Source organism: Shouchella rhizosphaerae (assembly GCF_036700015.1).
Classification (GTDB): Bacteria; Bacillota; Bacilli; order Bacillales; family Bacillaceae_D; genus Shouchella; species Shouchella rhizosphaerae.
Genome location: NZ_CP144921.1, coordinates 1,404,295 through 1,417,185, shown reverse-complemented (window position 1 = coordinate 1,417,185; position 12,891 = coordinate 1,404,295). Strand labels below are relative to the sequence as shown.

11 protein-coding genes and 1 pseudogene are annotated in these 12,891 nt (G+C 37.8%); 11 read left to right on the top strand and 1 reads right to left on the bottom strand.

The window, feature by feature from the left end; translation table 11 throughout:
• The first annotated feature begins 152 nt into the window (after nucleotides 1–152).
• A complete protein-coding gene (locus tag V5G21_RS07155) occupies nucleotides 153–1,253 on the top strand; it encodes a tetratricopeptide repeat protein (protein ID WP_095317105.1) in 1,101 nt (366 codons plus the stop codon).
• 667 nt (nucleotides 1,254–1,920) lie between these two features.
• On the opposite strand, the gene hag is transcribed toward V5G21_RS07155, so the two are convergent.
• Nucleotides 1,921–2,829: a flagellin Hag gene (hag, locus tag V5G21_RS07150; protein WP_011248537.1), complete on the bottom strand. Its 909-nt coding sequence runs from the start codon at nucleotides 2,827–2,829 to the stop codon at nucleotides 1,921–1,923.
• 704 nt (nucleotides 2,830–3,533) lie between these two features.
• Here hag and galU point away from each other — a divergent pair.
• The 10 genes and pseudogenes from galU to V5G21_RS07100 all read left to right on the top strand — a co-directional run bounded on the left by galU (nucleotide 3,534) and on the right by V5G21_RS07100 (nucleotide 12,843).
• Nucleotides 3,534–4,415 (top strand): UTP--glucose-1-phosphate uridylyltransferase GalU, encoded by an 882-nt coding sequence (galU, locus tag V5G21_RS07145; protein WP_011248536.1) that lies wholly within the window; start codon nucleotides 3,534–3,536, stop codon nucleotides 4,413–4,415.
• 20 nt (nucleotides 4,416–4,435) lie between these two features.
• Nucleotides 4,436–5,110 carry a sugar transferase gene (locus V5G21_RS07140; RefSeq protein WP_338465435.1) on the top strand — a complete coding sequence of 225 codons (675 nt, stop codon included), beginning with the start codon at nucleotides 4,436–4,438 and terminating at the stop codon, nucleotides 5,108–5,110.
• Nucleotides 5,111–5,164: 54 nt separating this feature from the next.
• Entirely contained in the window at nucleotides 5,165–6,397 is a 1,233-nt protein-coding gene (locus V5G21_RS07135) for an oligosaccharide flippase family protein (protein ID WP_338465434.1), read from the top strand.
• 357 nt (nucleotides 6,398–6,754) lie between these two features.
• Nucleotides 6,755–6,925 (top strand): annotated as a pseudogene (locus V5G21_RS21410) (hypothetical protein); the annotation flags it as partial.
• A gap of 20 nt (nucleotides 6,926–6,945) precedes the next feature.
• Nucleotides 6,946–8,163: an O-antigen ligase family protein gene (locus tag V5G21_RS07125; protein WP_338465431.1), complete on the top strand. Its 1,218-nt coding sequence runs from the start codon at nucleotides 6,946–6,948 to the stop codon at nucleotides 8,161–8,163.
• Complete coding sequence (gene pssD, locus V5G21_RS07120) at nucleotides 8,156–8,626, top strand: PssD/Cps14F family polysaccharide biosynthesis glycosyltransferase (protein WP_338465430.1); 471 nt, start codon at nucleotides 8,156–8,158, stop codon at nucleotides 8,624–8,626. The genes V5G21_RS07125 and pssD overlap by 8 nt, the downstream gene beginning before the upstream one ends.
• Entirely contained in the window at nucleotides 8,623–9,108 is a 486-nt protein-coding gene (locus V5G21_RS07115; protein WP_338465428.1) for a glycosyltransferase, read from the top strand. The genes pssD and V5G21_RS07115 overlap by 4 nt, the downstream gene beginning before the upstream one ends.
• Complete coding sequence (locus V5G21_RS07110; RefSeq protein ID WP_338465427.1) at nucleotides 9,108–10,112, top strand: hypothetical protein; 1,005 nt, start codon at nucleotides 9,108–9,110, stop codon at nucleotides 10,110–10,112. The genes V5G21_RS07115 and V5G21_RS07110 overlap by 1 nt, the downstream gene beginning before the upstream one ends.
• Nucleotides 10,113–10,116: 4 nt before the next feature.
• Complete coding sequence (locus V5G21_RS07105; protein WP_338465426.1) at nucleotides 10,117–11,499, top strand: sugar phosphate nucleotidyltransferase; 1,383 nt, start codon at nucleotides 10,117–10,119, stop codon at nucleotides 11,497–11,499.
• An 18-nt stretch (nucleotides 11,500–11,517) separates the two neighbouring features.
• A complete protein-coding gene (locus tag V5G21_RS07100; protein ID WP_338465425.1) occupies nucleotides 11,518–12,843 on the top strand; it encodes a UDP-glucose/GDP-mannose dehydrogenase family protein in 1,326 nt (441 codons plus the stop codon).
• Nucleotides 12,844–12,891 lie beyond the last annotated feature (48 nt).

Below are 12,891 nucleotides of genomic sequence, written 5' to 3'. Positions count from 1 at the left end.
ATGTAAAGGCGAGAGAAGCTTAATTCACTATTATTCTACAAAGTGCGACAAAAACAGCTAATTGAATGATGTTGGGAAATATCCAAATTCCTTACAATTCGAGAAAATTCCATTTATAATAGAAAGCAACATACTTGGTTTGGGGTGATCGGATGTCTACGGTAGTGCAGGCGGAAAAAGCGGGGGCGAAAATCGTTGACTGGTATAGTTGCATTATTTCGCGGTCAATCGACCAAGCGATTCTCCTTAAAGAACAAGCCAGCGCCCTCGTAAAAAACATGGAGCCAAATGACAAGATTTTAGCGTACTATTCATTAGTCGAATTTCGCCATGAAATGCTGCTCAGACAAAACGCAGGAATGGAAGAAGAAGAACGGTTTTCGAAAATTGAACCTATCCTAGAGAATACAGTCGACCATTTACTCAAGTACCTCTATTATTTCATCAGTGGGCAAAATGAATACATCAATGAACGTTACAAATCCGCGATCAAACTGTTTAGGAAAGCAGAGCGTTTATTAGAGTATGTCGATGACGATGCAGAAGAGGCTGAATTTTATTATTACGCAGGAGCCGTTTGTTACCGACTAAACCAATACCCTTTTGCGACCTCATATGTTGAGCAAGCTAAAACGATCTTTGACAGTCTTGGGTATGTGGATAAGGGTTTGAACTGCCAAATCATAATTGCTGCAACTAACTCCGAAGTCGGAAAGTATGAAAAAGCGGATGAAATCTTAAAAAATGCTTTACAGCAAGCAGAAATGCACCTTGAAACGAAAGCGCTCATTCTTCGTACCCTCGGACTAAATGCAATACGGAAAAGGGAGTGGGAAGAGGCAGAACATTATTTCAAGTCCGCCTTAGCGATTAAGGAACACCGCCAATCACCAGTAAGCATGAAAAGCCAATACAATTTGGCCAACGTCTTATTTCGTTTACAGAGGGATTTGGAAGCGCGGGAGTTTTTTAAAAAAGCGGAAGTAGGCATTCTTTATTACAGAAATACAGAATATTCGGCTCGGTCTCTAGTCACAAAAGGGCTTTATATTGAAAATGGAAACTTGGCATTAGTCAATAAGGGCATCGATCTTCTAAGAGAACACTCTTTAGAGTTTGAAATTGCTGAAGTGGCTGAAGAGACGTCTGCTTACCTTGAAAAAGCAGGAAAATCACAAGAAGCATTGAAGTATATGAAAGTCGCTTACGAAGCAAAGCTAAATCAAAATGCACTGGGAGTTGATCAGGAATGAAAAAATTTCTTTTAACTTTAGTGATTGTACTTGCCTTTACCGGATTTCAAAGTTTACCAAATGTGACCCCAATTCAACCACATGATAAAACAGACATCGCTAGTTGATTTTTTAGCAAAGAACGTCTTAAGATACCACGGTTTAGTTTACAAAGCCAAGCACGAAAAATGCATTGGGGGTATACAGACGTGAAAAAACTTTTTTAACTTTAGTGATGGTATTTGCGTTTACTGGATTTCAAGACCTAACGCAGACAAGTGATGGGAATGTATTTCAACCAGATGACAAAGCGGATGGTGTTAGTTGATTTTTTAGAGCAAGAGAAAGCCTAAATAGCAAATGCCTGAGATACCAGTAGATTGAAGCAAAAGCATAAATCAATGGGGGTGGATCAGGAATGAAAAAACTTCTTTTAACTTTAGTGATAGTATTTGCATTTACTGGATTTCAAAGCCTGACGCAAACAAGTGATGGGAATGTATTCCAACCAGATGATAAAGCGGATGGTGCTAGTTAAGTAGCTTTTTTCAATACAAAACGAAAATGCCTGTTACGCTCTCCGTGGAAGCTGTTCTCGGGGCTCAGTATGTTAGAAAATACGCAGTATACTAAAAAAACAACACAGTTATAGAAAAACAGATGGCCGGATAGCCATCTGTTTTTTGTATTACCCAAGAAGTTGAAGCACTTGTTGTGGCGCTTGGTTTGCTTGAGCAAGCATTGATTGAGAAGCTTGGGAAAGAATGTTGCTCTTTGTGTATTCCATGATTTCTTTCGCCATGTCAACGTCACGGATACGAGACTCAGCAGCTTGAAGGTTCTCAGAAGAGTTGTCCAAGTTAGAGATCGTGTGCTCAAGACGGTTTTGCGCAGCACCAAGGCTAGAGCGTTGTTTTGATACTTGTTTGATCGCATTTTCAACAGCAGCTAGTTGTGTGTCAAAGCCTTCCTCATCTGTCGCATCTGGATCAGCAAACTTTGTCACATCGATATCGGAAATTTTTAATCCGTCATCGCCTTCAGTACCAAGTGCAGTAGCGCTCATGTCGCCGATTTCGATTGTAATCGTTTGTCCTTGGTTCGCACCAATTTGGAAAGTGAAAGAAGCAGGGGCAGAAGCGCCAGCATCATCTGTTGCGCCTTTCAACAAATCTTTGCCGTTGAATGCAGTACGGTCAGAAATCCCTTTGCTTCCATCAGTCATGCCACCGATTTCTTCTTTAAGCGAGTTGATTTCATCTTGGATCGCTTGAAGGTCTTCGTCTTGGTTTGTGCCTGTGTTTCCTGCTTGTACAACAAGCTCACGCATACGTTGAAGGATGCTGTGCGTTTCGTCAAGGGCACCTTCAGCTGTTTGGATAAGAGAGATACCGTCTTGTGCGTTACGGCTCGCTTGATCCAAACCACGGATTTGCGCACGCATTTTTTCTGAAATCGAAAGACCAGCTGCGTCATCCCCTGCACGGTTGATGCGTAGACCAGAAGAAAGCTTTTCTTGTGCTTTTGAAGCAGCACCTTGGTTGATGCCGAGTTGGCGATGAGCGTTCATCGCAGACAGGTTGTTATTGATGATCATAGTCGTCACACTTCCTTTTGTTTTTTGTTACCTCATCCTTGAGGATTTGTAGAAGCGCTGTGCTTCTAATTTTTTTATCGGATTGTCTGGAGAATTGTTTACAGGCTTTTGAGTATTTTTTTGATCAGACCTTAGTCTCATTTAAATTTATTCTCGAGAGGGAAAAGAGAGTAAGAAATTAATGCGTTTAAATGGCTAAAAGTAGCTTTTTCCAGCTTGAAAATAGATGAAATAAAAAATAAAATCTTTGTAATAAAGGTAGATGGAAGGTCTTTGGAAGTGGTAAAATAGTTTTGCTTGATGCATTCTGGCATTAATTTAATATATGTATTTATGCCTTCATGTCATATTTGTCTTTTTAAATAGACCAAAAGAATCGTTTTATGTCATGATCCTAAAAAAACCACAAAATCCTTTAAAGTTAGTGTATATTAGTCAATAATCGACATTTTTTAGCCGATATAAGTAGAATGGGTTCGGTTACGCCTTCTTTACCGTTATCAAGGAAGGTACTCGGCCATGCTAAGGGAAGCATTATTCCTTAGGCGCATGTCGCCGCCAGCATGGTGTGAGGGGAGGTTCGATGCCTCAAGGGCTAAGCCCAAAATACTAGAGCGAATTGAAAAGATAGAAAAACGCTTACATCCTTGGCGCGTGAGCCTTTTTCTATCTTTTTTATTTTGTCAACACGGAGGGATTCAATTATGTCAAAAGTAAAAAAAGCGATTATTCCAGCAGCTGGCCTTGGAACGCGCTTCCTGCCAGCGACGAAAGCAATGCCGAAAGAAATGTTGCCAATTGTCGATAAACCGACCATCCAATACATCATTGAAGAAGCGATTGAAGCTGGCATCGAAGACATCATTATTGTGACAGGCAAAGGAAAACGAGCGATAGAAGACCATTTTGACCATTCATTTGAACTCGAACAAAATTTGTTCAACAAAGGCAAACTCGACATGCTTGAAAAAGTCCAAGCTTCATCAAAAGTCGAACTCCACTACATCCGGCAAAAAGAACCAAAAGGACTTGGACACGCCGTCTGGTGCGCTCGTAAGTTTATTGGCAATGAACCATTTGCTGTCCTCCTCGGCGACGATATCGTTCAGGCAGAAACGCCAGGCCTCAAACAACTCATGAACCAATACGACCAAACCGAACGCTCTGTCATCGGCGTCCAACCCGTACCGGAAAACGAAACGCACCGCTACGGCATCATCGACCCAGAATCACAAAACGGCCGCCTGTATCGAGTATCCAGCTTTGTTGAAAAGCCAAAACAAGGCACAGCACCATCCAACTTAGCCATCATGGGCCGCTATATCCTCACACCAGAGATTTTTACGTTCCTAGAAAAACAAGAAACAGGCGCTGGTGGCGAAATCCAGCTAACCGATGCAATCCAAACATTGAACGAACAACAAAGCGTCTACGCCTACGACTTTGAAGGCAAACGTTTCGACGTTGGCGAAAAACTCGGCTTCGTCCTCACGCAATTGGAATTTGCGTTGGAGCGGGAGGAATTGAGAGAACCATTACTCCAGAAAATGAGGGAGTTCATTAGCGAAAAAACGGCGATTAACTAAGTAAGAATAGGGGGAACAAAATGGAGGCATCGCGCACTGAAGTCGTCCAACACAGATCGAGGAAGCAAGAAAAAGTAACAGTTAACGACTCGAAAGGCTACCTCTTTGCTAAACGCACCTTGGACATTGCCGCAGCAACAGCGGGGTTGATCATGCTTTCCCCGCTGTTTTTCATTCTTGCTATCCTCATCAAATGGGAAGATCCAAAAGGCCCGGTGATTTTCAAGCAAGTTCGTGTCGGACAAGATGGGAAAGAGTTTTATATGTACAAATTCCGCTCTATGGTCAGCAATGCAGAAGACCTGTTAAAAGATTTACTCGACAAAAATGAAGTGAGCGGGTTAATGTTTAAAATGAAAGACGATCCACGCGTCACAAAAGTTGGGAAATTTATTCGCCGGACAAGCATAGATGAGCTTCCCCAACTTTTTAACGTCCTTAAAGGCGAAATGAGCCTCGTCGGCCCGAGGCCGCCATTGCTGAGAGAAGTGGCTGATTACAATACATATCACAAGCAAAGATTGCTCGTAAAGCCTGGGTGTACAGGTGTTTGGCAAGTGAGTGCGAGGAATAATGTTGGTTTTGAAGAGATGGTGGAGATGGATTTGGAGTATATAAAAAATAGATCGTTGTTTTTTGATTTGAAAATTATTGTCACTACTGTTTTGGTAATGATTGGATCTAAAGCTTACTAAAGCATTAAAGTTCTGAAAGGAACATTGTTTAATTTTATGAAGAAGATACTTTGGATGATCTACGGACAAGGCGGAAGAATGGTCTTTCAGACATTCTATTTTTTGTTGTTAGCGGTAGTGTTAGGACCAACGGATTACGGGGCTTTTGTTATTGTTTCTTCGATCTTAATTATACTTGGACCTTTTTGTGGGATGGGCTTTAATAGTATTTTAACTAGAGATATCTCCGCAGGTAAGAATAATTTCCCAGAACTGTTTGGTTCTGCAATAAAAGTTACATTTTATAGTTATTTTTGTTTGCTATTAATCGGTGAATTTATCATTTTGCTGATTTTTGGTAATGAAAATAATTACGGTATTATTGCTTTGATGTTTTTAATTCTAAGTGTTGCGGATTTATTTTTCCTAAAGTTAAATGAAATGAGTGCTCAGATATACATAGCTAAGAATTATGTTAAAAGAGCTTCGCACATATTTAACTTTATAAGTTTATCAAGATTTTTATCCGTTTTTAGTATATTTCTATTCGCCAATAGCGAGAATGCCATGTTGATAATGTGGGTAATTACTTATTTTGCTTTTTCGTTGATATTATCGATAGTTGTATACATTGGTACTTTAAGAAAAGTAGAGAGCCCGGTTTTTTCAATTCCCTTAAAGATGTCGCAACTTAAAGAAGGAGTTTTTTTTTCAATAGGCTTGTCTTCTCAAGGGGTTTATAATGATATTGATAAGACGCTTTTAGGACGTTTTGAGTCCGCAAATGTTACTGGTCACTATGGCTTTGCTTATAAGGTCTTAGATGTGTTGTTTATCCCAGTTAAAGCAATATTAGCATTGACTTTCCCAATGTTTTTTAAAGTGGGGGAGAAAGAAGGCGTATATGGTACTTATAGGTTGGCAAAGAAAGTACTAATACCATTATTCTTTTATTGTATAGCTTCTGTAATAATTGCTTATTATTTCTTCCCAATTATTATAGAACTAGTTTTCCCTGCATACACCGATAGCATAAAGTATTTTACTCTATTATTACCGATAGTGGTATTAAGAGTCTTTCATTATGTTTTTGCAGATGCTTTAACGGGCGCTGGTTTTCAAAAAGAGAGAAGTTATGTGCAAATCTTTATTGCGGCTTTTAACTTCCTGTTAAGTTTCATCCTTATATTGACTTTTAGTATTTATGGTGCTATTTATGCAAGTTTAATTTCAGATGCCCTTATGCTTTTAACAATTTCTTTATTGCTTTTAAAGAAAGTTAAAAACGAAAAATCGAGGAATATTTAAATGAAAATAATTAAAGATTTTTGTATGGCAGTGTTAAATTTTGTAGTTCCTTTAGTGCCTATTCAATTTCTACGAAAAACAATGTACAAATTAGTTGGAATGAAGATAGGCAGAGATACTACTATACTTAGACCTGTTTATCTATATAACCCGTACTCAATAAAAATTGATAATAATTGTGCAATTAATGACCATGTAGTCCTTGACGGTAGAGGTGGTTTGGAAATTGAAGAAAAGGTTAACATTTCTCCTTACGTGAAAATATATACAGCTGAGCATGATCTTAATAGTCCTGAATTTGAGTATACGTCTAAAAAGGTAATTATCAAAAAATATGCGTGGATTAGTACAGGATCAATAATTATGCCAGGAGTAACCATAGGAGAAGGGGCAGTTATTGCAGGAGGAGCGGTCGTAACTAAAGATGTTGATGATTACACAATAGTGGGAGGTATTCCTGCTGTAAAAATTGGCGAAAGAAGTAGAAATTTAAATTATAACCCTAACTTTAAAAGGTATTTTCACTAAAAATTAAAGGTTGATTAGTCATGGCACTCTACTATTTATTAGTCATCTTAGTCTCTGCTTTTTCTTGGAGGCCTCTTTTTCCAGAGGTTGGCGGGGAATTTTTAACTGTTTTAAGGGCGTTATTATTAGTTGTAACCCTTTTTATAATTTTTCGCAGAGGTATTAGACTAAATGGTTTCTCTTATTTATGTTTTGTTTCAATTTTATTATTAACAATCTTTATGTTTCTACAGTTAATTAATTTGTCTAACGTTACATATTCTAACGTTAATGATGTTATTCTTGCATATTCTTCTTATCTTCTCATTTTTTTAACCCTATTAATAAAGATAAGTAAAAAGGAGGTTAATACTCTTTTAAAAATACTAATTTATTTACCTTTGATTAGTGTTTTTGGGGGGATTGTCTTTTCTTTTGTCACAGAGTGGTCCTTTATTAAAAATGAGTATACTGGGGTTTTCCGACTACAAGGAAGTAACCCTCCCGCCCATTTAGCTGAGTTAAGTTTTGTTGCAGTGATTACAAGTGTTTTATTAATTATTTTTAAAGAAAGAGCTCAAGATCTCTTTTTTACAAAAAAAAATACGATCCTGCTCCTTATAAACTTGTTAATAGTAGTGGGGACATTTACTAGAATAACTATTTTAGGAGTTAGCTTTATAATTGCGTTTTTATTACTGTTAAAAATAATTGAGGCGTTTAGAAAGAATAAATTCAATCTATTATATTTATCAATATCAGCTTTTCTTATCATTCCCATTATTGGAGTCAGTGTTGTTTCTTTTTTGATGTTAGTTCAACGCTCATCTATAGACGGTGATGGAATAAACACTTCAGGTAGGTACTGGGCGTGGAGATATTTTTTAGAGAATGCATTAGAACATCCTTTAGTCGGTAGAGGAATGGGTGCAAGTAATTCCTTGTACGAAGTTAACCCCCATAAAGAATTTGTAGCGCCTCATAATGAATATTTAAGAATGTTTCTTGAAGTAGGCACAATTGGGGTAGCTGTTTCGATAATTATGCTATTGCTGTTTGTTTATATTTTTTATATAAACGCAAAACGGGTAAAAGTATTGGATTTTAAATGGGTTTTGGTAATTTGTTTATCTATAGGCATAGTTGCGTACTATGATAATTTATTTGTTACTGTACATTTTTCAATGCCGTTTACTCTATTACTAATGTGTTTAATTAACATTATTGAAACAATAAAAAAGGGTGGAGTTAGTGAGTAAAAGAATTAGCCTTGTAAGCTCAACAGGCGGTCATTGGTCACAATTATTAGAGGTATACAAAGAAATCATTGGAAATGAAGAGATAGAGGATAAGAATGTAAAGGTAATTACTGAAAAAAATGATGTTAATAACACTACTAATTATTATTACCTAATACAACAAGACAGAAAAAATCGATGGTTTTTATTAATACTCTTAATGAACTTTTTTAAGTCTGTAGTTTATGTAATCAAATTTAGACCCCATTATGTTATATCTACAGGAGCAGGAGTTGTACTACCTTTCTTAATATCAGCGAAGATTTTTGGGGCTAAAATTATATTTATAGAGAGTTTTGCTAAAGTGAATAGTCCTACTTTAACGGGCAGAATAGTTTATAGGTTCGCGGACTACTTTTTTGTACAATGGGAAGAAATGCTTGTACATTACCCAAAAGCTATTTTTAAGGGGAGTTTGTATTGATATTAGTTACACTAGGTACCCAAAAGTTTAAAATGAATAGGGTTATAAGTGCGATAGATAAGCTTTACGAGAAAAAAGTGTTTAAAAAAGAAGAGGTTATTATACAAAATGGATATTCCAAGGAATCTCTTTATTTTAATTGTTATAAAATGCTAGGTCGAGAAAAGTTTGATGAATTAATAGAAAAAGCAGATATAATTATTTGTCATGGAGGCACTTCTTCAATAATTAGTTCATTAAAAAAACAAAAAAAGGTAATAGCAATACCTAGAGATGTCAAATTTAATGAGCATGTAGATAATCATCAGTTTGAAATTGTAAGTGTATTTCATGACCAAGGGTATATAGAAATGGTGACGGATGTCAAGGAGTTAGGAAAAAAACTAGAAGAAATCAAGGGCAAAAAGTTTAAAGTCTATGAACAAAAAGGGGACTTGGCCAGACATATAGTTAAAGAGATTGTATTAAAGGGGAGCCATTAATGAAAAAGAATGTTTTCTTAGTATGGACTAATTATCAGGCCAGGGTTGAGAATATTATTCCTGATTTGGAAAAATCCATAGGGGAAATAGAGTTATTTTATCGTGATCATAAGAATGCCAACAAAATTAGGAAGTTATTTAATTATATTCTCTTTTTCATCGCTGACTTAATGGTTTTATTTAAGAAAAAACCTAAAATCGTGTTAGTGCAAACTCCACCTTCTTTCTCTTTATTGGCTCCTATAGTTTATAAGTTTTTTTTCAAAAAAACTAAAATAGTTAGTGATACCCATAATGCTATGACTAGACCTCCTTGGTTAACTAGAGTGGGCACGTCTAAGTTTTTTAAATATGTAGATATAGTATGTGTTCACAACAGTATAGTGCTAAATAGTGTGATAAATGAACACATCTTTGAAGGTAAGGAAGTTTTAGTATTAGAAGACAAGACCAATAATGATTCTAGTTATAATAAAAAAACAAATTCCGATACTATAGAAGTATTCTTTCCTGCATCATTTAATTCAGACGAGCCTATATTAGAAGTAGTAAAATGCGCAGAAGAAAATCAGGATATTAAATTCACTTTAACTGGTAATGAAAGAAAATTAGAAGATAACTATGGAATAAGTTCTGAATCATTACCTTCTAATTTGAAAATAACAGGATGGTTAACAAATGACGAATATATGAAAAAACTAAAAAGTTGTGATGTTTTACTTGGATTAACAATATTTGACGATATACAAATGAGTGTAAGTAATGAGGGTCTTGGTGCAGAAAAAGTTATGGTTCTATCAAATAAAAAAGCTCTAAAGATGATTTACAGCGATGCTGCCATATATTCAGAAAATAATGCTGAGGCAATTGCACAGGCGATACGAACTGCCTATAAAGAGAGTGATAAATTACTAGAAAAAATAAAACGGGTCAAGCTTGAAAAGGAAGCGAGATTTAATAAGCAAATTAGGCATTTTGCTTCAACTGTAGAAAGAGGGGGGTAGATGTATGAGATTTGTCTTATTATCAGGTGGATCAGGTAAAAGACTGTGGCCTTTATCTAATGACAATAGATCAAAACAATTTTTGAAATTATTGAGGAGTGATTCTTACAAAGAACAGTCTATGCTTCAAAGAGTATGGAACCAACTAAGGGAAGTAGGGTATGATGATCAAACTATCGTTGCTACAAGCAATTCGCAAGTTGATATGATAATAAATCAACTTGGAAGAAATGTCCCGCTAATTATTGAGCCTGAACGTCGTGATACATTTCCGGCAATTGCATTAGCAGCTGCTTACCTTTACTCTATCCAAAAAATTTCTTTGAACGAAAAAATTGCAGTTATGCCTGTAGATCCTTATGTTGAAACCCCTTTCTTTCAAAAAATAAGTGATTTAGAACCTATAATGGATGAAACAGGAGCAGAACTTGGTCTAATCGGTGTTAAACCCACTTTCCCTTCTTCAAAATACGGGTATATTATTCCACTAAAAAACCAAAATGATGAGTATGTAAACGTCAGCCATTTCCAAGAGAAGCCGACTGAGGAGGAAGCAAAAGAATTGCTTTCTAAAAACGCTTTATGGAATGCTGGCGTTTTTGCATTTAAATTAGGAACGCTTATTGACATCCTTCTTGAGAAGGGACTTCCAATCCAATATAATGAACTGCTAAATCGTTATAGCGAACTGCCGAAAATTAGTTTTGATTATGAAGTGGTAGAAAAGCTAGAGCATATCGTGGCTCTTCCATACAAAGGGTATTGGAAGGATCTTGGTACTTGGAACACATTGACAGATGAAATGGCAACTAATTTGCTAGGTAAGGGTATGATTAGTCCTGATTCTGAAAACACGCACATTGTCAATGAGCTTGATATTCCAGTAGCTGCTCTTGGTGTCAAGGACATGGTTATTGCCGCAAGTCCAGACGGGATCTTGGTGACGGAGAAGTCGGCAAGTCCGCGAATTAAAGAACTACTAAAAGACTTTGACCAACGTCCTATGTTTGAAGAGCGCCGTTGGGGTTGGTACCATGTAATCGACCATGCGAGTTATGAGGATGGCCAGGAAATGTTGACCAAACGGATTTCTGTGCTGCCAGGAAAAAATTTAAGCTATCAATATCATGAGACACGCAATGAAGTATGGACCGTTATAAAAGGAGAAGGGGAGTTTGTGCTTGATGATAAGATAATACCGATTAAAGCGGGGGATGTGTTACGTGTTCCTGCACGGGCGAAACATAGTGTAAAGGCACTCACTGCTCTAGAGTTCATAGAGGTTCAAACTGGAAGAAACCTTGTGGAAGATGATAAGATCCGTCTATTTGAATCGTGGGAAGAAATTGAGGCGCATTGTGAGTTTGTTAAACTACAAGTAAAGTAATTGAAAGAAGGGTATCCTATGTCTTTTAAAAACATCGCCGTCGTCGGCACCGGCTACGTTGGCCTCGTAACCGGCGTTGCCTTGTCGGATATTGGCCATTCGGTTACGTGCGTAGACATTGATGAACAGAAAGTTGAATTGATGCAAAGCGGTGTTTCTCCCATTTATGAACCGGGTTTGTCGGAGCTAATGACGAAAAACATTAAAGCAGGTCGGTTGTCCTTTACGACTAAGCATCAACAGGCATTTGCAGGGGCTGATGCGATTTATATAGCGGTGGGCACTCCACAGAAGGAAGATGGCACGGCTGATCTTCGCTTTATTGAAGCTGTCGCAGACCATATTGCTGAGCACCTTACCCATTATGCAGTGGTTGTCACGAAAAGCACGGTACCGGTTGGAACCAATGATTACATTAAATCTTACATTGATAAGCATACGGATGTACCATTTGCTGTTGTGTCAAATCCGGAGTTTTTGCGTGAGGGTTCAGCGGTACATGATACGTTCCACGGTGACCGGATTGTCATCGGCGCCGACAGTGTGGTGGCAGGTGATTTGATTGAGGAAATCAACAAACCGTTTGGCATTCCTGTTTTTCGGACGGACATTCGCAGCGCTGAGATGATTAAGTATGCGTCGAATGCGTTTCTAGCCACCAAGATCAGTTTTGTCAATGAGATTGCCAATTTGTGCGAGAAATTGAATGCGAACGTAGATGATGTTGCGAGAGGCATGGGACAAGACAAGCGGATTGGCAATAAATTTTTAAATGCCGGGATTGGCTATGGTGGCTCCTGTTTTCCGAAGGATACGAGCGCGCTTGTGCAAATTGCCGGCAATGTGGAGCATGAATTTACACTGTTAAAAGCGGTCATTGAAGTCAATTATAAGCAACAACGCCTGCTTGTTGAAAAAGCGAGAGAACACTTTGGTTCGTTACGCGGTAAAACAATTGCAATGTTAGGGTTGGCGTTTAAGCCGAATACAGATGATATGCGTGAAGCAGCTTCCATCATTCTAGCGCAAGAACTTATTTTAGCAGGCGCCCGTGTTGTTGCTTATGACCCAATCGCCATGGAAAATGCGAGAAACGTGCTTCCCGCTGCTGTCGACTATGCAGACAGTGCGTTTGCTGCTATTCAAGGCGCAGATACGGCGTTTGTGGTGACGGAGTGGGATGAGATTTGTGCCCTCACGCCTGGAGATTTCAAAGCGAATCTAAAAGAACCGGTTGTGTTTGATGGGCGCAATTGCTTTAACATCGAAACGATGAAAGAAGCTGGATTGAATTACTATTCTGTGGGGCGTCCAGTTGTAAAGACGGAGAAAGAGTTAGTTTGAAATAAACCGCCTGTATGTCTAGCATGGACCGTACAGGCGGTTTAGCTT